The 22,350-nt window shown below is 34.5% G+C and carries 28 protein-coding genes; all 28 read left to right on the top strand.

Going from position 1 to position 22,350, the window contains the following annotated elements:
- Position 1: 1 nt before the first annotated feature.
- The 28 genes from KSU54_RS14715 (at position 2) to KSU54_RS19515 (ending at position 22,265) form a co-directional block, all read left to right on the top strand.
- A complete protein-coding gene (locus tag KSU54_RS14715) occupies positions 2 to 571 on the top strand; it encodes a recombinase family protein (protein WP_217749039.1) in 570 nt (189 codons plus the stop codon).
- Positions 572 to 759: 188 nt separating this feature from the next.
- Complete coding sequence (locus tag KSU54_RS19195; RefSeq protein WP_264292005.1) at positions 760 to 885, top strand: hypothetical protein; 126 nt, start codon at positions 760 to 762, stop codon at positions 883 to 885.
- Between the two features lie 206 nt (positions 886 to 1,091).
- Positions 1,092 to 2,732 carry a hypothetical protein gene (locus KSU54_RS14710; RefSeq protein WP_217746733.1) on the top strand — a complete coding sequence of 547 codons (1,641 nt, stop codon included), beginning with the start codon at positions 1,092 to 1,094 and terminating at the stop codon, positions 2,730 to 2,732.
- 63 nt (positions 2,733 to 2,795) lie between these two features.
- Positions 2,796 to 2,945 (top strand): hypothetical protein, encoded by a 150-nt coding sequence (locus KSU54_RS14705; RefSeq protein ID WP_158550374.1) that lies wholly within the window; start codon positions 2,796 to 2,798, stop codon positions 2,943 to 2,945.
- A gap of 77 nt (positions 2,946 to 3,022) precedes the next feature.
- Positions 3,023 to 4,498: a phage portal protein gene (locus tag KSU54_RS14700; RefSeq protein WP_217746732.1), complete on the top strand. Its 1,476-nt coding sequence runs from the start codon at positions 3,023 to 3,025 to the stop codon at positions 4,496 to 4,498.
- A 3-nt stretch (positions 4,499 to 4,501) separates the two neighbouring features.
- Positions 4,502 to 5,083, top strand: coding sequence for a hypothetical protein (locus tag KSU54_RS14695; protein WP_117792356.1), 582 nt, complete (start codon positions 4,502 to 4,504; stop codon positions 5,081 to 5,083).
- Positions 5,084 to 5,085: 2 nt separating this feature from the next.
- Positions 5,086 to 5,898: a hypothetical protein gene (locus KSU54_RS14690; RefSeq protein WP_217746731.1), complete on the top strand. Its 813-nt coding sequence runs from the start codon at positions 5,086 to 5,088 to the stop codon at positions 5,896 to 5,898.
- A 13-nt stretch (positions 5,899 to 5,911) separates the two neighbouring features.
- Positions 5,912 to 6,232, top strand: coding sequence for a phage QLRG family DNA packaging (locus KSU54_RS14685; RefSeq protein WP_022007550.1), 321 nt, complete (start codon positions 5,912 to 5,914; stop codon positions 6,230 to 6,232).
- On the top strand, positions 6,229 to 6,591 hold the full coding sequence (locus KSU54_RS14680; RefSeq protein ID WP_217749038.1) for a hypothetical protein: 363 nt from the start codon (positions 6,229 to 6,231) through the stop codon (positions 6,589 to 6,591). Before KSU54_RS14685 ends, KSU54_RS14680 begins: the two co-directional genes overlap by 4 nt.
- A complete protein-coding gene (locus tag KSU54_RS14675; RefSeq protein ID WP_022007552.1) occupies positions 6,566 to 7,069 on the top strand; it encodes a hypothetical protein in 504 nt (167 codons plus the stop codon). The genes KSU54_RS14680 and KSU54_RS14675 overlap by 26 nt, the downstream gene beginning before the upstream one ends.
- Positions 7,069 to 7,458 (top strand): hypothetical protein, encoded by a 390-nt coding sequence (locus KSU54_RS14670; RefSeq protein WP_217746690.1) that lies wholly within the window; start codon positions 7,069 to 7,071, stop codon positions 7,456 to 7,458. Before KSU54_RS14675 ends, KSU54_RS14670 begins: the two co-directional genes overlap by 1 nt.
- Before the next feature lie 2 nt (positions 7,459 to 7,460).
- Positions 7,461 to 7,937, top strand: coding sequence for a hypothetical protein (locus KSU54_RS14665; protein WP_217746691.1), 477 nt, complete (start codon positions 7,461 to 7,463; stop codon positions 7,935 to 7,937).
- A 33-nt stretch (positions 7,938 to 7,970) separates the two neighbouring features.
- Complete coding sequence (locus tag KSU54_RS14660) at positions 7,971 to 8,297, top strand: DUF5055 domain-containing protein (RefSeq protein WP_118672349.1); 327 nt, start codon at positions 7,971 to 7,973, stop codon at positions 8,295 to 8,297.
- The gene (locus KSU54_RS14655) at positions 8,279 to 8,662 is read left to right on the top strand and encodes a hypothetical protein (protein WP_217746692.1); all 384 of its coding nucleotides are present in this window, start codon (positions 8,279 to 8,281) and stop codon (positions 8,660 to 8,662) included. Before KSU54_RS14660 ends, KSU54_RS14655 begins: the two co-directional genes overlap by 19 nt.
- Before the next feature lie 49 nt (positions 8,663 to 8,711).
- Entirely contained in the window at positions 8,712 to 13,244 is a 4,533-nt protein-coding gene (locus KSU54_RS14650; protein WP_217746693.1) for a hypothetical protein, read from the top strand.
- A 13-nt stretch (positions 13,245 to 13,257) separates the two neighbouring features.
- Positions 13,258 to 13,623, top strand: coding sequence for a DUF6711 family protein (locus tag KSU54_RS14645; RefSeq protein ID WP_118672347.1), 366 nt, complete (start codon positions 13,258 to 13,260; stop codon positions 13,621 to 13,623).
- A 7-nt stretch (positions 13,624 to 13,630) separates the two neighbouring features.
- A complete protein-coding gene (locus tag KSU54_RS14640; RefSeq protein ID WP_117561790.1) occupies positions 13,631 to 13,831 on the top strand; it encodes a hypothetical protein in 201 nt (66 codons plus the stop codon).
- Between the two features lie 271 nt (positions 13,832 to 14,102).
- On the top strand, positions 14,103 to 16,499 hold the full coding sequence (locus KSU54_RS14635) for a hypothetical protein (RefSeq protein WP_217746694.1): 2,397 nt from the start codon (positions 14,103 to 14,105) through the stop codon (positions 16,497 to 16,499).
- Positions 16,500 to 16,513: 14 nt separating this feature from the next.
- Positions 16,514 to 17,527, top strand: coding sequence for a hypothetical protein (locus tag KSU54_RS14630; RefSeq protein WP_217746695.1), 1,014 nt, complete (start codon positions 16,514 to 16,516; stop codon positions 17,525 to 17,527).
- A gap of 4 nt (positions 17,528 to 17,531) precedes the next feature.
- Positions 17,532 to 18,173 (top strand): hypothetical protein, encoded by a 642-nt coding sequence (locus KSU54_RS14625; RefSeq protein WP_226814505.1) that lies wholly within the window; start codon positions 17,532 to 17,534, stop codon positions 18,171 to 18,173.
- A gap of 11 nt (positions 18,174 to 18,184) precedes the next feature.
- Positions 18,185 to 19,960: a DUF859 family phage minor structural protein gene (locus KSU54_RS14620; RefSeq protein WP_217746696.1), complete on the top strand. Its 1,776-nt coding sequence runs from the start codon at positions 18,185 to 18,187 to the stop codon at positions 19,958 to 19,960.
- Positions 19,961 to 20,058: 98 nt separating this feature from the next.
- Entirely contained in the window at positions 20,059 to 20,301 is a 243-nt protein-coding gene (locus KSU54_RS14615) for a DUF3850 domain-containing protein (RefSeq protein ID WP_217746697.1), read from the top strand.
- A 13-nt stretch (positions 20,302 to 20,314) separates the two neighbouring features.
- Positions 20,315 to 20,572, top strand: coding sequence for a phage holin (locus KSU54_RS14610; protein ID WP_008792284.1), 258 nt, complete (start codon positions 20,315 to 20,317; stop codon positions 20,570 to 20,572).
- 8 nt (positions 20,573 to 20,580) lie between these two features.
- Positions 20,581 to 20,805, top strand: a complete 225-nt coding sequence (locus KSU54_RS14605) for a hypothetical protein (RefSeq protein WP_008792283.1) — start codon at positions 20,581 to 20,583, stop codon at positions 20,803 to 20,805.
- 40 nt (positions 20,806 to 20,845) lie between these two features.
- On the top strand, positions 20,846 to 21,739 hold the full coding sequence (locus KSU54_RS18995; RefSeq protein ID WP_226814504.1) for a hypothetical protein: 894 nt from the start codon (positions 20,846 to 20,848) through the stop codon (positions 21,737 to 21,739).
- A gap of 7 nt (positions 21,740 to 21,746) precedes the next feature.
- Positions 21,747 to 21,923 carry a hypothetical protein gene (locus KSU54_RS14595; RefSeq protein ID WP_158550401.1) on the top strand — a complete coding sequence of 59 codons (177 nt, stop codon included), beginning with the start codon at positions 21,747 to 21,749 and terminating at the stop codon, positions 21,921 to 21,923.
- 1 nt (position 21,924) lies between these two features.
- Entirely contained in the window at positions 21,925 to 22,110 is a 186-nt protein-coding gene (locus tag KSU54_RS18990; RefSeq protein WP_008792280.1) for an SH3 domain-containing protein, read from the top strand.
- Positions 22,111 to 22,145: 35 nt separating this feature from the next.
- Complete coding sequence (locus KSU54_RS19515) at positions 22,146 to 22,265, top strand: peptidoglycan-binding protein (RefSeq protein ID WP_217746698.1); 120 nt, start codon at positions 22,146 to 22,148, stop codon at positions 22,263 to 22,265.
- The last annotated feature ends 85 nt before the right edge of the window (positions 22,266 to 22,350 follow it).

Below are 22,350 nucleotides of genomic sequence, written 5' to 3'. Positions count from 1 at the left end.
TATGATTTACGGTTATGCTCGTGTATCAACTAAAGAGCAAAAATTGGATAGACAAATCGATAGTCTAACCAAGTATGTTGATGTTAAAAATATCTATAGTGATAAACTAAGCGGAAAAAATACCAATAGAGAAAATTATCAAAAACTAAAAGAAGTAGTAGCAGCTGGCGATGTAATCTATATTCATGCACTGGATAGACTTTCTAGAAATAAGAGAGATACAATAAGAGAATTCAATTATTTCAAAGAAAAAGGTGTCATTTTAAGAATTTTAAATATGCCTACGACACTAATTGAACTAGACGGGCAACAATGGGTTATTGAAATGATTAATAATATAATACTGGAGGTTTTGAGTTCTGTAGCTGAACAAGAAAGAATCACAACATTAGAGAGACAAAGAGAGGGGATTGAATCGGCTAAAAAGCGCGGTGTTAAGTTTGGTAGACCTGATGTAAAGATGAAAGTTGACGAAGTAATTAAAATGGTTAATAATGGTAGTAAGGTAACCGAAGCGTGTAGAGAAGTCGGTATTGGTAAGCGTACGTATTATAATTATGTCAGGGGTTGAAATAGTCTAATCTGTATTTTATAATTTGTATATCCTAAAGATATCGAAAAAACTCCCAAACAAAAAAATAGACTGCAAGGGAGAGTGGTTTGGTTTGCGTAGCAAATTAATGCAGTCACATATTAGAGCCATGAGCCGATGTATATTTTATACGTCGGTTTTTTTATATATAAACTGGAGGAAATGTTATGAAACTAAATATATTGGGAACAAAGTATGATTTAAAATATATCGATAACCCTGATGAAGACATGCAAAACAACGATGCGGATGGGTATACAGATAGCATAAATAAAAAAAATAGTTATTCTTAGTAAAACACCCAACGATATAGAAAGCATACTTAGGCATGAAATTATTCATGCATATTTAATCGAAAGTGGTATTGGATATGGCTATGCATTTCATAATGAGGACATGGTAGAATGGCTAGCGATGCAATTCCCTAAAATAGAAAAAACGATTAATAATATATAATAAAACTTAGAGCCCTGAGCCGTAATGGAAAGGGGTTTTTATATTGTATGTAGATAAAATATCAAATGCATTAAAGAAAAAAGGAAGTTCTTTTGAAATAGTAAACAGCTGTTTCGAGTTATGCAGATTAGAGACAAGTGAACTAAGCATAAGAAAAGGCAGTGAACTGGTTAAGAGAGCAGTAATTAAAAATGTTAAACAAGGAGAAGAATGGTACGATCTGTATCGAAAAGTTTTATTGTTTCGTGCACCTTACTGTTTTGAAGATTATTTAATTTATCTAGAAATTGATAGACCACCAGAGGAACGATTCTATCAACCGCGGAGGAAAGTATTAAAAGTTGTAGTTGAAGAACTTCAGGCGTTAGCTGATGATGAGCTGGATGAATTATTTGTAAGTATGCCGCCACGTGTTGGGAAAACAACTATATTAATGTTGTTTATTACATGGATCATGGGGCGAGATGGTGAGGCAAGCAATTTATATAGTGCGTTCTCAGCTATAATTACAAGTGCTATGTATACTGGTGTGTTGGAGGTAGTGACAGACAGCTATACATATAACTGGAAAAAAGTATTTAATAATTCAGGTATTGCTAATACTGATGCTAAAAAGGAAACCATAGATATTGATAGAAAGAAACGTTATCCAACATTAACGTGTCGTTCGTTGTATGGAACATTGAACGGAGCGTGTGACTGTTCTGGGTATTTAATTAGTGATGACTTAATCGGTGGTATTGAAGAAGCGTTAAACAAAGACCGTTTAATGAATGCATGGTCAAAGGTAACGAACAATTTAATACCTCGTACAAAACAGTTTGCAAAGAAAATATGGATTGGTACACGCTGGAGTTTAATTGATCCGGCTGGTTTAAGGATGGACTTCTTGCAGAATAATGAAGAAGGTAAAAAGGTAAGGTTTAAAATAATTAATCTACCAGCGCTTAATGAAAACGACGAATCTAATTTTGATTATGATTATAATGTTGGATTTAATACAGACTACTACAAACAGTTAAGAGCACAGTTTGAAAGAAATAATGATATGGCATCATGGCAAGCTCAATACATGGGAGAGCCTATTGAGCGTGATGGAGCACTATTTACACCTGATACAATGAATTTCTATAACGGGGTAATAGCTGATGAACCAGTAAGAAATTATATGACGGTCGATGTTGCGTGGGGTGGTGGTGATTATGTTTCAGCACCAGTATGCGTAGAAACTGAAAACGGAGATTTCATACCTGATGTAGTATTTAATAATGGTGATAAAACTATAACAAGGCCATTAATTGTAGACTGTATTATCAAAAATAATGTTAAGTATGTTCAGTTTGAAGCTAATAATGGCGGAAGCGAATATGCTGAATGGATAGAAAGAGAATTAAAACAGAGAGACTATAAATGTACGATAACAAGTAAATCAGCACCAACTAATAAGCGAAAAGAAGCGCGTATATTTGAACGTGCACCTGAAATTAGAGAGTTTTACTATTTAGATAACGGGCGCAGACATAAAGAATATCAATTGTTTATGAATAATCTATATGCTTTTAAAATTGTAGGAAAAAATAAAAATGATGATGCACCAGACAGCATGGCGATGCTTTCAGAAGTAAGAGGAAGAGGAAAATACACTTCTGTAACAACTTTCAGTAGAAAAGATTTAGGAATATAATTTTTTTCTTGACAAGGTTAAAATCTGTACGTAGCCTTAAAGTAGGAAGTGGGGTAATTAAAATTGAAAAAAGAAATATATTGCCCCGTTTGTGCAAAAAGGGGTAAAAAGAAACTTCTAGGAGCTGTAGAAGAAGGTTCAAAAGGAACAGTGTATCTATGGTGTAAGGAAGATAAAAAACCAATAAAGATTGAATTAAGTAAAATTAAATAAAAATAGAGCCATGAGCCGATGTATTACGTAAAAAACGTAATAATCGGCTCTTTTTATTTACAGTTAGGGGGTGTGTTATGAGTAGTACGACAGGTGAATTAGCAATAGAACAGTTTAAAGGCAGAAAAATGATTACTACGGATGTTGTGGAAATCACCAAAGACAACATACATGATGTGTTGGGTAAGGCAATGTCTATTCATATAAGAAACCGTAGTCAAATAAGACGGCTGTTTGAGTATGAAAAGGGAAATCAAAATATTCTTTATCGTCAAAAGGATGTAAGACCTGAAATAAATAATAAAATTGTTGAAAATCATGCACACGAGATCGTCAACTTTAAAGTCGGATATGTTTTCGGACAACCGATAAGCTATGTTCAGCGTGCTAATAAAGATTTATCTAATACCGAATCAAGTGGAGACAATGTAGTAGATGCATTAAATGAAATGATGTTCGAGGAAGGTAAATATTACAAAGATCAGGAGCTGGCAAGAACGTTTTCAATTTGTGGTGTTGGTTATCGAATGGTTACACCATACAAAGTAAAAAAAGGAGTTAGTGATTTTCGGATTACTAATCTGGATCCGCGTTTTACATTCGTTGTTTATAGTGCTGATGTTTTTCATGAACCAATGATGGGTGTTACATACTGGATTGATGAAGATAATATGATTCACTGCACAATTTACACTGAAAATTTTGTTTATAAAACAACGGGGAGATATGGAAATGTGTTCACCCCTGATGGAAAACTTGAAGAATCGATAAATGGAATAGGAGCAATTCCAATTATCGAATACAAAAACGATGATTCAAGGATGGGATGTTTTGAAAGAGTTCTTGGACTGCTTGAAGCAATAAACTTATGTACTTCTGATCGTCTTAACGGATTAGCACAGTTTGTACAGTCATTGCTATGGTTTAACGATATCGGTATTGATAATGAACAGTTTAAGTTACTTAGAGAAGAAGGTGGTATTTCTACGAAATCACTAAGCGATGGAAAAACACCAATATTGCAGTATATAAAAACAGAGCTGAATCAAACAGAGGTCCAGACACTAGCTGACTATTTATATATGCAGGTGTTACAGATTACCGGTACACCGGCTAGAGGGCAGTCAAGTGGCGGTAACACTGGTGTTGCTTTAATGTTAGGCGAATCAGGGTGGCAGTTAGCTGAAGAAAATGCGCAAAGTGCAGAAACGTTATTTGGCAACAGTGAACGTCAAATGATGCTTGTAATCAAAAATATTATTGAACGCTCTAAAGATAATGATATCAGCGAGTTATGTATCGCTGATATAGATATTAAGTTTAATCGGAATAAGATTAGTAATTTATTAAACAAGACGCAAGCACTTATGAATTTACAGACTGCTGGAATAAATATGCGCCACGCAATTAAAACTGTTGATTTATTTCCTGATCCGCAGCAGGTATACAAAGACAGTGAAAAACAGTTGGAGAAGAACGTTAAGGAGCAAACGACGGAGAAGGTCGGAAACGAGCAAAGGTTAGAGAAAAACGTTAAAGAGCAAGGAGAATAAATTATGGATTTAAAAAAGCATTTAGGCAAAAAGTACAAAGATAACATGACTTTTGAAGAAATTCAGGAAGCATTAGCGGATTTACCTGAACCTGATTCAGTTGTCGATAAAGAAGAATACGACAAAATGAAAAAATTAAAAGATGAAGCAAGCAAAGAAGCAAGTTCTTGGAAGAAGAAATATAATTCTACGCTAAGTGAAAAAGAGCAGTTAGAGATTGCTCAAAATGAGGCGAATGAAGAATTACAGAATAACTATGATGCATTGTTAAGAAAAACAACTATTGCCGAAAGGAAAACTGAATTAGTTGAATTAGGTTACGATACTAAGCTGGCTCAGGAAACAGCCGAAGCAATGGTTGATGGAGATTTCACAAAAGTTATTGCTAATCAAAGTAAATTTGCCGAATCAGTTAAAAAGAACACAACTGATGAATTATTAAAGAACACAAAAACACCTGAAGGTGGAGGTAGTGAGGAAGGTATGACAAAAGAAAAATTTAATAAATTATCTATTCAAGATAAGCAAAAATTATTCGATACCGATCCCGACACCTTCAAACAATTAGCCGAAGGAGGAAATTAAATATGGCATTAAACCATACACACCAAAAGTACGATAATTTCGTATTAGCAACCGAATTTGAAAATCAGTATCAATCGAAATTAGATTTAATGAGATTTTGTACTGTCGATGATTCGTTAGTAGGTACACCGGGAACTAAAAAGAAAATTAATCGTTACAGTGCTACTAATGGTACAGAAGTATTGACAATGGGTAATGGAAACACTAAGAACATTGAAGTTAAATTAACACAAGAAGAATATGAAATTGAAATGTTACAAAATCGTTTCCCTTACTATGATGAGGAAGAAATGACTGATCCAAATGTAGTAACTACCGGAGTCAATCATATGGCTGTAGATATGTATAACACATCTAATACAAAAGCTATGGCAGAATTCCAAAAAGCAACAGCAAAGGTTGAAGTTGAAAAATTTGATTTTGATGCATTTGTTGACGGTTCCGCATTGTTCCCTGAAAACGAACAAGAAGATATGGCGATTTTTGGATTAGTACATCCAAAAGATAAAGCAGAAATCAGAAAAAATCTTAAAGACGATTTAAAATACGTCGAAGATTATGCACGTGCCGGATATATTGGACATGTTGCTGGAGTTCCTTTATATAACTCTAATCATGCAACACAAGGTACAGTTATTTTAGCAACAAAAGAAGCAGTTAAATTCTTTGTTAAAAAAGGAACTGAAGTAGAACAAGAACGTAATGCAAATGTTAGGTTAAATACTATCTACAGTAGAAAGTACGGTATCTTTGCATTCGTAGACGATACTAAAGCAGTTAAATTAGAGAAAAAATCTACATCAGTATCAGGATAAGAGGTGATTAAGAATGACACAAAAAGAAATGCTTAAGAAGCTGGTGCCTGAGATTACTGATGATGATATCGAAGTGCTTTTGGAACTAAGCAAGGGTGTTATTCTTAATGCACGTTTCCCTAATGGTGAGATTCCATTAAACAAATTAGGAGAAACATATGTAGAAAATAGATACTTGCATTTACAAGTACAAATGTGTATCGAAATGTTCAACCGTAGGGGCAGTGAGGGTGAGACACAGCGTACTGAAAATGGAATTTCACGTACATATGATACTGCTGATATTTCGAAATCTTTAGTTGGGAAGATACTTCCTAAGTGTGAAATATTATGAGAGATTTAGCAATCAATCAACAGACTATTTTCTACCAAAACTACGGTGTGGGTGAAACGGTTGATAAATACGGTAATCCGGTTAAAGGATATGGAGATATTGAATCAATGCGTTTGTGTGTAAGTTCCAACAAAGGAGAACCTAACGAGGATATCTTTGGTAACGATCTAAAGTACGACAAGACAATGTCTACCCACAATTTGTCATGTACTATAGATGAATTTACACGGTTATGGATTGGAATTCCCAAAACCCAACCATACAATTACAAAGTTAAAGCAGTTGCTCCAAGCTACAGTTGTATAAAATACGCTATCGAAAAAGTCAACAAAAATGAAGATAAAAGTAAAGCTGAGTGATAAGGGTATTGATAAAGCATTGAAGCAGTTGGAGCAGTACAAACAAGATTTAAATAAAAAAGCTAACCAGTTGGTACAACGATTAGCTGATGAAGGATATACAACAATTATTAATAAGATATTCGAATTTGATGCCATAGAAACTGGCGATATGTTAAGTTCTGTATCAAAAAAATCAAATAATTGTTATGCGATGTTATCTGTAGGGGATTGTGCTATGTTTGTAGAATTTGGTACAGGTCCAAAAGGTGAGGAAAATCCATACATAGGTGATAGCATGGGGTGGAAATATAACACTGGAGATAACATTAAAGAATATGCAATAAATGGGGTAACAGTAACTGGGTGGTTTTATCCTGATGGAAGCGGTGGATATCGTTTTACAAGCGGTATGCCATCACGTCCATTTATGTATGAAACTGCTATGGAACTCCGTTATAACAAAATGGAAAAGATTATTAGGGAGGTGTTTAGATAATGATAGATCACGAAAGTTATGTATTTGAAGTAGTCGCTTCAAAATTACGTGAAGAATATGGCATTGATAATATTTACATAACTGGTGAGGAAATATCTAATACGCCTCCTAAGTTTCCAGCTGTCTGTATAATGCAGAGCGACAATATTATTAATACTGATTATTCAACTTTTAATGAAAATGAAAACGTCGCAATCGAAACTTACAAAACTGAAGTTGTAAGTATTGATAGTAAAGATGAATGCATGAAAATAGTGGCTGTTATCAACGAGGTATTGGTAAAGCATGGATATTTAAGAACATTCAATCAGCCGATAAAAAGTGCAGATAGTGATATATACAGAAGAATTGCAAGATTTAAAAAAGTAAATTCAATAGGAGGAAATTAAATATGGGAGTTGCGTTAAATACTGCTGGTGTAACAGTTGGATATGCTGTAGAAGCTAGTGCTGGAACTAGACCAACAACAAATTACATTGAAATTCCTGATATTAAGGAAGTACCTGAAATGAATCCTGAACCTGAAACATTGGAAACTACAAATTTAAAGGAAATAGAGTACAAAACTTATATCGAAGGCTTAAAGGATTTAGGTGGTGCATTATCATTTTTGGCTAACTACACCGAAGAATTAAGTACTGTATGGGATACACTGGTAAAAGCATATAAAACAGCCAGTGAATCAAACAAAGCAGTATGGTTTGAAATCAAACATCCAAGACTTGAAAAATCTGTTTACTTCACTGGACAACCAAGTGCTATGGGGTTACCAGCAATGGCAGTTAACAGTGTATTGGAAACAAATTTATATATTACACCAACAAATGCGCCAGCATGGGAAACAAAATCAACAACTGCGGAAGGTTAATCCTTTCGTAGTTTAAATATGGAGGAAAATAATATGGCAAAAGTTATTAATTTTACTTATAAAGATAAGGATTACACATTGGAGTACACAAGAAAAACATTAGAAAAAATGGAAGCAGATGGAATTAATTTAACTGAATTAGATAAAAAACCAGTTACAATCTTACCTAAATTATTTGAATATGCTTTCTTTGCAAATCATAAACGTATGTCAAAGGAATTAATTGAAGAAATGTTTGGATTGCTTACTGATAAAAACGAAATGTACAACAAATTAAGTGAAATGGCAATGGAAACATTAAATACTTTATTTGAGGATAGTACAGAAAAAAACGCGATCAAGTGGACGGCGACATTTTAGAAGAACCGTCCTCAAAAACATTTACAGAAACGTTTTACGAAGTTTTTTCATTCTATTTAAGTATTGGAATGACATATGAGCAATTTTGGGAAAATGATCCTTCACTTGCTAAATATTATCGAGAAGCTGACAAACTGCGCAATGAGCGAAAGAACACAGATGCATGGATTCAAGGAATGTACATATACGATGCTGTAAGTACAGTTGTATATAATGTGTGGTGCAGAGATAAAGGAAAATCACCAGCAAAATATACAGAGAAACCGTATCAGTTCAATGCAGTAAAAGCTAAAGAAGATTTAGTAGAAGAAGAATCGGCGAGAGCTGAAGTATGGATGAAAAATTTTGTAAATCAATTTAAATAATGAGCCGACCGAGAGCCTTAAATTTTTTTAAGGAAGGAGGTTACCTAAAATGTCAATGGAAATAGACAAACTGAGCATTGAAATAGAGAGTAATGCCAGTAATGCTAGTGGAGAAATAGACAAATTAGCTGGTTCATTAGGAAATTTAAAAAATAATCTTAATGGTATAAGCAGTCTAAAAAGTCTGTCTACCACATTAAAAAATCTTAGTGCTGTATCAAAGAGTATAAACACAGCACAGTTTGTACAGCTGGCTAACGGTATGGATAGGTTAGTTAGCAGTTTTACGGGGTTGAATGGATTTAAAACTGGTGCAACTGGCTTATTGAAACAGATTGCTGATATAAAAGTCATTGCTTCAGATTTAGGCGATACTAAGTTTGATAAGTTTACAGAAGATATTAACAAACTAAAAACCGCAATACAGCCGTTACAGGACTTAGGTAAGACAAATTTAGGAAGTTTCTTTAATCAGTTAAAAAAACTGCCTGAAATTTCAAAACAGCTGGATACAGTTGACTTTAACAAATTCTCTTCACAAATGAAACAGCTTGCAAATGCAGTCAAACCGCTTAATGGTGTTTCTATTAAACTGGGAAGAGCATTTAGTAATTTACCATGGCACATAAAAAAAGCAACCACACAAATGGAAAGCTATTCAAGAAGTGCATCTAAAGCAAGCAAAACAAGCGGTAGCTTAATGAGCCGATTAGGTAAATCAGTAGCCAGTTTTAGAACTATGACATTCGTAATCCAAGGTGTCGTTGGTGCCTTAACGAGTGTTTTTGAAGAATCATCACAATATGTAGAAAACTTAAACCTATTCAATGTTGCAATGGGCGAAACAACTCAAAGCGCTTTAGACTTTGCAAACAAGGTTCAAGGAGCTATGGGGATTGATACCAGTGAATGGATGAGTTTTCAAGGTAGGTTAAATAACCTTATTACTGGTTTTGATGTAGCCAGTGACAAGGCACAGATCATGTCGCAAAACCTAACACAGTTAGCATACGATTATTCATCGTTAATGAATGTTGATCCTAGTGAATCGTTCGATAAGATTAATTCGGCGATGAGTGGACAAATCAAAGGTCTTAAGGATTATGGTAACAACGTAAGTGTTGCAATGGTTAAACAGACTGGCTTGAAGTATGGACTTGAAGGCGCAGTATCTGAATGGGATCAAAACACTCAAGCAATCATGCGTTACATAACCATAATGAATAATGCGAGCAAAGTTGATGTATTCAACGATATGGCTCGTACAATCGCAACACCAGCAAATGCAGTTCGTATCTTAACACAACAGTTTACAATGCTAAAACGTGCAGTGGGGAATATTGCTAGTGTGTTCATAAGCAAACTTATTCCATATGTACAGATAGCAGTACAGTGGCTTACTGCTCTAGCGAATACGATAGCTAATTTCTTTGGGTTCGAATTGCCTAAAATCGATTACAGCGGTATTGCTGGCGGTGGAGGGGCTTTAGACGATGTAGAAGATAGCGCTAACGGTGCAAGCGATGCAGTAGGTGGAACAGCCGATAAAGTAAAAGAATTAAAGAAACAGTTAATGGGCTTTGATGAACTTAACATTATAAACAAACCTGATGACAGTAGTGATTCAGGGAGCGGAGGTTCGGGAGGAGCTGGTGGCGGAGGTTCAATAGGTGATATAGAACTGCCACAGTATGATTTTCTAAAAGGACTGGAAAATCAAACAAATGAAATGATGGAACGTTTGGCTAAAAAAATGGCTGAAATGTTCAAACCAGTTACTAACAGCTGGAATAAATATGGTAAGGGTGTACTTGATTCAATCGAGTATCAATGGACTGAAATCGGAAAACTGGTAGATAGTATTGGTGTAAGTTTCGGCACTGTTTGGCAAAATGGAACTGGTGAGGAAACTATGGATCATATTTTCAGCATCATAACCAACATTAATATTACAGTCGGTAATTTGGCTAAACAGTTCAGAACAGCATGGGATGAAGCTGGAAACGGTACACAAATAGTTCAAAACCTATGGGATTCATTTAATGTTTTCTTGGGATTGATTGACGATATATCAAGAGATCTTGTTAAACTATCTGATACTTTGGATTTTAAACCAGCGGTAAAAAGTGTGGTAAACTTCACAGATGCGTTTAAAGATTTGAGCACCACTATTAGTAAACTGCTATATGGCGGATATAAAAATGTATTAGAGCCATTAGCTAAATGGAGTATTGAAAAAGCAGTGCCAAGTTTGGTCGATAGTCTTTCTAAGGCTGTTAAAGGGCTGAGCAAGGTATTAGATGCATTAAGACCTACAATAAACATAATCGAAAAAGTAGCTACAGCCTTATTAAAAATGGCTGGAAACACTGTATTGAAAGCTATTGATTTATTGGCGAGCGCAGTAGACGGAATAGGTAGTATGTTTAAGAAATTTCCGGGATTGATGACTGGTGTAACTACTGCTGTAGGCGCATTTATAACAGCGTGGAAGGTAGACCAGTTAATTAGCACAAATACAAAAATAAATACAATAATCGCATCATTAAAACTAATTCCTAGCGCTGTAACTTCTGTTAAATCGGTTGGATTTACTCAAGCAATGAGCGACTGGGCTAGTGCAAGTTTTGGGGCGAGTAATGCTATATCATCATTAATTAGTTTTGGAAGTAAGTTAAATTCAATAGATGGTCCTCTTAAAGCGGTATCTTTAGGTTTTGGTTCTTTAGCAACAAAAGCAGAAAGTGCGTTTGGAGCATCAAATTTATTGAGCACTGGACTAACGTTTTTAGCTAGCAACCCATTAGTTGCGGTTGTTGGTGGTTTAACCGCAATATCAATTGCGTGTGTTGCTTTGATTGGTGATAGTAATAATTTGACACGTGAACAAGAGAAGCTGGTTGAAGAATCCAAAGAACTTGCTACTGAAAGTAAAAAATTAGCTAAAGCACAACAAGAGTTAAATAAAGCTGGTGAAGAAAACGCGAAAAGAGCTAATGAAAATGCTGAAAAAGCAATGATTTGGAAAAATGAATTATCTAAGTTAGTTGATGAAAATGGTCGCGTTAATGGAAGTATGGAATTGGCTAAGTATTATGTAGGTCAGTTAAATACAGAATTAGGTACAAACATTACAATTACCGATGGAGTTATTCAAAATTATAAAGAAGAAATGAATGCGATTAATCAAACAGTAGAAGCACTCAAAAGAAAAGCGCTTATGCAAGCTTACGAAGAAGAATATATAAATGCAGTTAAAGAAGAAACAACAGTTAAGCAAAACTTAACAACAGCTCAAAATAATTATAACAATGCATATAGCGCGTGGGTAAGCAAATTAATGGAATACGGTGCTACTATTGATGATATAACCAATGGAACAGAAGCTTACAAGTATGCATTAAGTGAGGTTAATTTAAAAAATAATGATTTAAATATAACATTAGCTAGCACTGAAAATGCATTAACTCAGGCTGAAGATGCATTTGTCGCAAATGTGGAAGCTCAAAACAATTATACTGCATCTGCGCTAGCGACGAGTGGAACTATAGAAGGTGTAACAGCAAGTATTTGTGAACAGTACGGAAAAATGTCAACAGATGGATATTATACATACACATCATTAGCTCAAGGATTGAATGATCTAGGTGACAAGTGTAACGAAAATGGTGAGCGTTGGAAAATGTTGAGTGCCACTGAGCAACAAGCAAGTAAAGAAGCTAGAATTCAACTGCTTAATGATTTAGTGTTAAAAGCTACTGCTAGTGGTAAAACGTACGATGAAATGATAAGTACTGCTGAAAAGAAAGGCGCTAAATTAACCCAGACTGATAAAAATCACCTTAGAGAACAGTATAATGCATTGAAAAAAGCAAATGATGAAAGACTTGCAGAGTTAGATAGAACATATAATTTAACTGAATCTAAAAAAGCTATTTCAAACAGCAAATTAAAAAAGGATGACAAAGAAACCTTGGCGGAGCTTACTGAACAATGGAGAAAATCAGGTAATGAACAAGGTTTAGGATTAATTAAAAATTTATCCGATCAACTAAGCAAGGACAAAGGTAAAGTAACGGATAAATCAAAAGAAATAATGAAAGATATAGAAAAACAAGCTAAAGATTCTAAACCTGAAGTCAAGGTCGATGTTAAGTCACCCGCACAATCAAAATTGGATGAAATTAAATCAAGAATTGAAGGAGTAAAACCTAGTGTTACTATTAACCTAAAAGCTAATAAAAAAGGTATTAATATTAACGGTCAAACATTTAAAATAGATATGTACGCCAACGGTGGTTTCCCTGATATGGGGCAAATGTTCGTCGCTAGGGAAGCTGGTCCAGAGTTAGTAGGACGCATTGGTAAGAAAACAGCAGTTGCTAATAACGATCAAATTGTAAGTGCAGTAAGTGGTGGTGTTTACAACGCTATGCGTAGTGCTATGGCTGGTATGAACGGTGGCGGTAAATTTGAGATTCATACAACTGTTGAAATAGATAAAAAAGCAGTAGGAAAATCAGTAGTGGACTATAACAATGGAATAGTTAAACAAACGGGTAAAAGTCCGTTGCTAATTTAAAGGAGGGATTGAAATGGACGATGTTATTAAAATTAATGGAGTAGGTTTCAACCCTTCTTCATTAGAATTTCAAGTTTATGATTTAGACGGTGAAGAAGGCTCGGGACGTAATCAAAACGGAGAAATGTTTAGAGATAGAAAAGCAGTTAAGCGAAAGATTGTTTGTACATTTAACGGTCTTACAGATGCTATGGCTAGCAAATTACTTAAAGCAGTTGAACCAGTATTCTTTTCTTTAGAATATCCTGATCCAGTTGAAAACAAGCGTAAAACAATAACTGCTTATGTTGGTGATAGAACTATGCCTATATTTAAATATGATGCGGTTAAAAAATGCTGGATATGGGAAACGATTAATTTAAATTTTATTGAAAGGTAGAGATAGCATGATTAATAAAGTAGAAATAGTTGATAAAGGACATGGGGAAGTATCTGTAAAAATTGATGGCGAAGAGTTTGCTGGAAAGATTAATAAGTATTCTATAGTACATTCAGTTGATGATGTTTTAAGAATGACGATTACATTTCCAGTTAAACAACTTAACATTACTTGTTTAACGGATAAAATGAAAAAATATCGAGTTTAAATCGATATTTTCTCAGGGGCTTGTTTTATAATTGGGCATTTATTGTAAATATCGCATCGTTTCCCGGTTTTTATATATGGACAATCCCCATTGCCCTTTATAGCGTATTTTTCACTCAAATCACTGGCGTCAAGGTAATCAACGCTAATTTCCACATTAGTTTTACGCATAGGGCAAAAACCTTTAAACTTTATAATCAATAATTATTCACCTCGCTTTCTGCTTTTATTATAGCATTAACGACGGTGCTATAACAAAAGGAGGCAATAGCATGATTAATACAAACGAAGAATTTAATTCATCGGTCATAGCACAAGACCGTGTTATCAATGCCAAAGTTATTTTTAATGGCACAACAGAATTAATCAATGAAGTCATATCTGTTGCTTTAGACGAAATTTCTTGTAGCGAATCAACTTTAAAAATTGGTGAAATAAATACTAATAAAGCAACTGTCAAATTCAAAATGCCTGATAACAAGATCCCGTTAAAAAATAGTACAGTAAAAATTTATAGTGGTGTAAATGGTGTTTATGTATGTAAGGGTACATATTACACAGCTGAGATTGATAAATCAGACAACAGCGACTTTATAACAGTTGTAGCTTATGACAGCACATATCATTTAAATAAAACATATATACCTGATATTGAATACCCTAATAGTTTATCGAATGTAATAAATGATATTTGTAGCCAGTGTAATATCTTGCACGATATAAAAAATATACCGGACATTACGATTGATGGATGTATCGATAATATAACGTGTAAACAATTCCTAGGCTATATGATGGGCTTAATGGGGTGTAATGGAACAATAAATCCAGACGATAAATTAATCGCATACTGGTACAAGGATTGTGGTATTGAGATAACTTATGATTTGCAGTTTATGAACGGTTTCAACAGAACTACTGACGAGGACATAGTAATCAACTCGTTAACAAGCGGTGATAGTGAAAATGTACTGGTAGCTGGAAATGGATTCGGTATAACTTTCGAAAATCCGTATATGAAACAAGAAATATTAGACAGTATATTTGAGCGGATTAAAGGTTTTACATACACACCATGTACTGTAGAGTGGCGAGGTAACCCAGCTTTAGAAATAACTGATATTGTTAAAGTTGAAGATAAAAATGGTGTTTTACATAATGTACTGCTAAGTGAACATACAATAGTGCTTACGGGCATGAAATCGAACATAACTTGTAAAGGCGAAACTGAAATAGATACAGTTATGAATCAGTCACCTACAGACATTAAACTAAATAAGCTGTATGCCACATTAACAAATGCTTTTAAAAATACTACTGATAAAATTTTAGGCAATCAGGGCGGTTATTACAGAATTGATATGAACGACGAAGGTTTTCCTTCAGGATGGACTATCATGAATACTCCTGAATTAAGGGATGATACACATTTGTGGAGATTTACAGCCGGTGGTCTAGGCTATTCTGAAGATGGTGGAAAGACATTTAAAAATTTAGCCTTTGACCTTGATGGTAATTTCAATGCAAATGTTATTACAACTGGTATATTGCAAGGTGAAATGTTTGAACTTGATTTACAGACGGGTGTTATTAAGATTGGGAAACGTGATTCAGAGGGTGAAATAAGCAATCCTAGCTTTTATCTAAACGAAAAAGGCGAGTTAACAATAAAAGCCTTTGAAGAAATAAAAGAGGAGCTACAAGCTAAAAAATACCTAGTATCCTTAGATAATAGTGGAACTGTCCTAAACAAGCCAACAGATACAATTACATTAAGTGCAAAAGTATATGATGGCAATAATGATGAAACAAACAACATAAGCAGTATTAGTTTTAACTGGTACAGAGTATCGAGTGATAGCGAAAGCGATAAAACTTGGAATAACAGTCACAAAGGGAAACGTTCGATAATATTAACACCTGATGATGTAAATGTTAACGGCAGTTTCTATTGTGAAATAACATTACCGATTGGTACTAGAAAAACACTGTCTATAAGCATAACTGATAATAATGACATTGCTAATCTAGAAGGCAGTTTCTTGGATGTCACTGGTGTCAATACAGTTCAATCATATGATGAAGGTTATGTACCAAACTGGGAAGAAACCCCAGCAGTTATTACCCCAGCGGTTTTAGATGGATTATTAAATGTAGATTTAAATAACTGCACACTGGTTTGGAAACGTAATAATAATGGAACGGAGACAGATTTAATAGAGGGTGAGAGTGTCTTAAACGGTATCCTAACAGTAAATAAAAATGTTATGTCTAAAGGACGTCCACATATAACATATATTTGCTATGTAACTTATAAAAATGCAACAAAAAAACTTAGTGTAACGTTTATGCTTAATATCGATGGCAAGGATGCATTAGTTCTTAAAATAGATAGTTCAAATGGCTATATATTTAAAAATACTGGTGTGTCTACTACGATGACAGTTCAAATATTTGTGGCTGGTGAAATAATAGATACATCTCAAAAAATGTATAATTATTTTGGCGATAAAGCGAAGATACTTTGGGAAGTAAAACATATTAAGGAAACAGACTTTACAGCGTTAGATCCAGCTGATTCTAGATTAACGGACAATGGATTTATATTAACGCTAACATCAAATGATATAAATGAAAAAGCAACATTTAGATGTTTTTTAGATTTTTAGGAGGAAATAAGTAAATGGCAATAAAAGCAACAGCAGAGCAAGATGTGCTTGATATAACAGACGGCTATTCAATACATTTAAGTAATGATAATTATACGTTTCAGGGAACTACAACATCAGTAGAAGGAACTCAGTCATTAACTTGCAAAATAACTGCTATAAGAGGTTCGGATAAAATGGTGTGTTCAGTTGGGGATATTACAGCTCCAACGGGATTAAGTATAGTTTCAGATGGGAAAACACCAGAACCAACATTAACGATAACTGCAACAAGCGCATTAACTAAGAGCGGAAGTGTTATTATTCCGGTAAAAACAGAAGATGTTACAATTGAAAAAGTATTCAGTTGGTCGATAGCATTTAAAGGAAATAATGGTACAAGTGTTACAGTATCGAATACAAGCATAACATATCAAGTTGGTACTTCGGGAACGACTGCGCCAAACAGTTCATGGACAACCGCAATTCCTTCTGTTCCTTCAGGACAGTATTTATGGACAAAAACAGTAGTAACCTATAGTGATGGTAAATCTACTACAGCATACAGTGTGTCAAGAAATCCTACAAACGGTACAAATGGTACGAGTGTTACAGTTAAATCAACGGTTACAGAATATCAGGCAAGTAATTCCGGAACTACTGTACCAACTGGTTCATGGTCTAGTACACCAGTTGCTGGGAACCCCGGTCAATACGTATGGACTAGAACAACCGTAACCTATTCAGACAATAAAACAGCAGTATCGTATTCTATCTCAAGAAATGGCACTAATGGTGCAGATTCGATCACTATGGCAATCAAATCTTCAAATGGAGTTATCTTTAAAAATACCGCTATCGCAACAACTTTAACAGCTCGCGTATTTAAGGGTGGGGTAGAAGTTACTGGCAGTGCATTAACTGCACTAGGAACGATTAAGTGGTACAAAGATGGTGGTTCAACAGCTGTAGCAACTGGTTCTAGTTTAACGATTAACGCTGGTGACGTTAATAATAAAGCAACTTATACAGCGCAGTTAGAGGGATAGTTTTATGGCTGTTAAAGCATATGCGCTTATAACATTAACAGACTGTTATGACGGTACAGACGGTACGGTTCATAGTGCTACTGCACCTAGTGATAAAACTAAGTTATGGTTTGATACAACTGATAATCTTCTAAAATACTGGAACGGTACTACATGGGAAGTGACTAATGATTTCGCTGGTGATATAAATGACATGAAGCAGAATATTACTACTGAATATACTTCTGCGATCAACCAGCTTAAAGAATCGCTGACTACACTGGTTGAAAAACTACAGACTACCACTACTGACAATTCAACTTTGATAGAGCAGTTATCATCACAGATTGTTCAAAATTCTAGTTCTATATCACTGGTTACAAACAGTATTAAAAGTATTACCGACAATATAAGTGGTCTGGCTACGAAAGAAGAAATATCACAGTGGGCTAGATTTCAGGATGGTGTATTAGAACTAGGTGCAAGCAATAGTCCCTTTGCTGTTAAATTATCTAATACGGAATTAGGGTTCTATCAAAATGGAAGCAGAATAGCATATCTGTCAAACCAACAGCTTAACATTGAATATGCCATTGTAATGACAAAATTGAATATCGGAACATTCAGCTGGAATTATGATGCTACTGATGGTCTGACATTAACTTAGGAGGTGTGTGAATGGCAACTTTTGGAACAAGTAATAAATATATAAACTACAGTGTTAACAGTCAGGAATTATCGTATGACATAAATTCAAACACCTCTGTTGTACGAGTTTGGATAGACGTATGGCGAACAAACACTGGTTATACTACATATGGAACAGGAACAGTGTATGCTCGCATAAACGGCGGAGTATACAGTGCTGGTATAAGTACTGGACAGAAAATAACATCAACACCGATTCGCTTAGGTACATGGGATGTTACTGTCGGTCATAATGCTGACGGTTCAAAAGCTATAAGCGTTACTGGGTGGATAAGTCATAGTCAGTTCAGTTCAAGCGAGCAGGGCTATACACATACATTAACTACTATCCCAAGGCAGGCTAACATTACAGAAAGTAGCAATTTCACAGATGTTCAAAATCCAACTATTAAATTCAGTAATCCGGGTGGCTTTAATATGAGCGTCTGGTTAGAGCCTAACCCAAACGGACCGCATCTTGCAGTTAGGGATAATATTCCCAACACGGGGAGTTATACATGGGAATTAACTGATGAAGAACGAAACCAGTTAAGAGAAGCGTGTAAAGGGAAAACTTGTACTATTCGTATAGGGTTATATTCTAACAATAAGCAGTGGGCAAGCTATCACGATAGAACATATACTATAACCAACGCTAATCCTAGCTTTACAAGTATTACTGCAACACCGGTAAATCCATTTGGTTCGTTGTATTTGCAAGGAAAATCAAGTATTAAATTAACAATAAATGGTGCTAAGGGGATGTATGGAAGTACTATAACCACTTACAGTATAAAAGGTGGAGATTACAGTTATAGTGGTGAATTGAACACCTATACTACCGATGTTTTAAGTAAATCAGGTGATATAACATTCACCGCAACAATTACAGACAGTAGAGGATTTACAGCAAGTAAAACGGTTAAAGTCACGGTTACTGCGTATACACTGCCGACATTAACTTTTGAAACATATAGATGCGACAGTTCGGGAACTAAAGATATAATCAAAGGTACTTACATTTATGTTAAGCCTACATTTACTTATTGTGTTATAACTGGGAATGCAATAAAAACTAAAAGTATAAAAATCAACAATACAAGTAAATCAACTGCATTTAACAGTGGACAAGGATATGTATTTAGTGGTTATGCGTTAAATACTACCCATGAGGTAGAAGTTTCCATTACTGATAATGTTGGAAATACAGTAACTGTAATTCACGATATAGATATTGGTAAAGTTATACTTAATATTCCCCCTCACAAAAACGGTGTCGGCTGGGGACGTTATTGCAATAAAGAAGGAGAATTTCAAATTGAGTATGACTTGAATGTATTTGGAAAAATATTAAAAAATAATGAAGAAGTTCCATTGTTTAAGAAAAACAGTAATTATATAGTACCTCCTAGTCCTATTGAAAAAAATAATATTTATTTTAAATACTCTGAAAATGAACAATGGACTGGTGAATATAACTACGATGGTAAGAAAATTTATATTAAAACAGCATCGTTTATAACAAGTTCATCTAATGTAGGTGCTTGGGCTTCTACTGGAATAATCTTAGCAAATATGTATAGGGTACTAGATATTAGAGGGTATTCTGATGATGGCGCTCAGTTTAATACTTATCCAAGATACGAAAGTAGTTCATATTTTCTAAATTTATGTTCTGGCGTACAAAAAGATATTTTATATATGTGCGCTGGTTATCCTAGTAAAAAAATAACTCTAAATATTCTTTATACTAAAACAACAGATTAGGAGCTGAGATTATGGTAATTAGAAAAAGAGTAATAGATAGAAGAACATATTTTAAGGGCTATTGGAGATAGATATTGATAAGAAAGTTGAGGAAAATTATGATTAAAACACATGAATTAGACGTTACGGCAAGTAAATTTAGTGAACTTTTGGAATCAAATTACAAAATTATAAAACAAAATGATTACGAGCAGAACGATTATATTTTATTTAGAGAAATCGAAACTGTCGAAGAAGAAGTCAATTATACTTCGAAATCACAGCTAACGCAGATTAAACAGATTATTAATGACGAAGGTATCAAGGAAGGCTATGTATTAGCTGTACTTAATAAAATTTAAGGAGGAAACTGTTATGAAGATTAATTGGAAAGTAAGAATTGCTAACAAACAATTTTGGCTGAGTGTTATTCCAGCAGTATTGTTAGTTATTCAGGTAGTAGGGGCGGTATTTGGCTATACACTAGATTTTGGCGATTTAGGTAATAAGTTATTAGCTGTAGTAAATGCCGTATTTGCATTACTTGTTATTTTAGGAGTTGTTGTTGATCCTACAACTCAAGGGGTTAGTGATTCCGAACGTGCTCAACAATATGACAAACCAGTTAAGTAGGTGATTGTATGAGCGATGTAGTAGTTACCGCTATTATAAGTGGTTTGTGCGTTGCTATCCCATCAGTAATAGCAACGATGAGCAGTAATAACAAATCAAATGCGTTGATGAATTATAGAATTGATGAATTGACTAAGGAGGTCGAAAAACATAATTCTGTAGTCGAACGTATGGCTGTTGTAGAAAACAGCCTAAAATCAGCACATCATCGTATTGATGAATTAAAAAAGTAATGAGCCTTGAGCCTACTTTTAAATAAGGAGGTTTTTATTTATGTCAAAAACAGCAAATGAATTAGTAAATTTCGCAAAATCTAAATTAGGTACTAACTATGTATACGGGATGAAAGGAGCTGTATTAACAGATTCTAAATTAAGATCGTTAGCTAACAGCTATCCAAAATATCTTACATATAATAAGGAAAAAGGAAAAATCGGAACAGTGTGTACTGACTGTAGCGGACTTATTAGCTGGTGCACTGGTAAAGTAAGAGGATCTAGTCAATATAAAGAAACTGCTACACGCATTGAACCTATCAGCAATATAAGCGGTGCAGTAGCTGGTTGTGCTTTATGGCAGCAAGGACATATTGGTATTTATATCGGAAATGGAGAATGTATCGAAGCTCGTGGAAGTGCATATGGTACAGTTAAAACAAAAGTAGCAAACAGAAAATTCACACATATATTATGGTTATGTGATATTGATTATGATAATTCTGTTCAGGTTCCACAAGAGCCTAGTGGGGTTAGTTATAAAGTTAAAGTCGATACGCCAAGCGGTGTAAACTGTCGTAATGCTCCAAACGGTGCAAAGGTTAAGGCTTATGCCAACGGTACGGAATTGACTATTACACAAGAATCAAATGGTTGGGGATTTACTGGCGAAGGCTGGGTATCTCTACAATATTGCAAAGTTCAAGATAGTGTAGCACAAAATTTAGGTACTTATGAAGTAACCGCCAGTGATTTAAGTGTTCGTACTGGTCCGGGAGAAAACTTTAGAAGAAAAACATATAATGAATTAACTGAAGATGCAAAAAAACATGATTATGATAAAGACGGATGTATCAGCGAAGGTACAAGAGTAACTGTTAAAGAATGGTCGAACGGATGGGCTAGAATTCCTAGTGGTTGGGTGTCTGGAAAATACTTAAGAAAGGTGTAAAGTAGTAATGGTTAAGGTTAAAGTAGTGAGAGGTGCTGTAGATATGGACGGGGATAAACTCCCGTTCTATTTATGGGATTCGTATTTTACGGTTGTTGAAGAAATGCCAACATATAGCATCATAATGACTGGTAATAGAACATTTAAATTTAAAAATGAATTTATTATAAAGGAAGGTAAATAGCGTGGTAAAAGTAATAGCGGATGCATTAAATGTTAGAAGTGAAAATCGAGTTAATGAAAGAAATGTAATTGGTATTGTCTATAAAGGTGATGAATTAGAAGTAATTAAACAAGGACCGAAGTGGACAGAGATAAAATACAAAGATAAAAAGGCATATGTAATGAATGAATTTATTGAAAAAATCTAGACCGTTAGATCTAGATTTTTTTAGTAGCTTGATGTGTGCTTAATTATACGCTTTTGTTTTTCTATATCGTGTTTCAAAGAAATCGTGGTCTTGTTCAAGATGGTGTAGTAGGATCTAATACATGGGACTGGTTATTAAAAGGAACTAAAATGTAAAGATTATGGAAAAGGTATACTTAAAAATAAATGCTGAAGATATTCAGGGGAACTGTTTAAACACAAGGATAGAGTATACCCTTTT

The sequence above is a fragment of the Erysipelatoclostridium sp. MSK.23.31 genome (assembly GCF_019125875.1).
Lineage (GTDB): Bacteria > Bacillota_I > Bacilli_A > Erysipelotrichales > Coprobacillaceae > Thomasclavelia > Thomasclavelia ramosa.
Note: the sequence above shows the minus strand (reverse complement) of the source record. Positions and strands in the feature narration are given on the sequence as shown.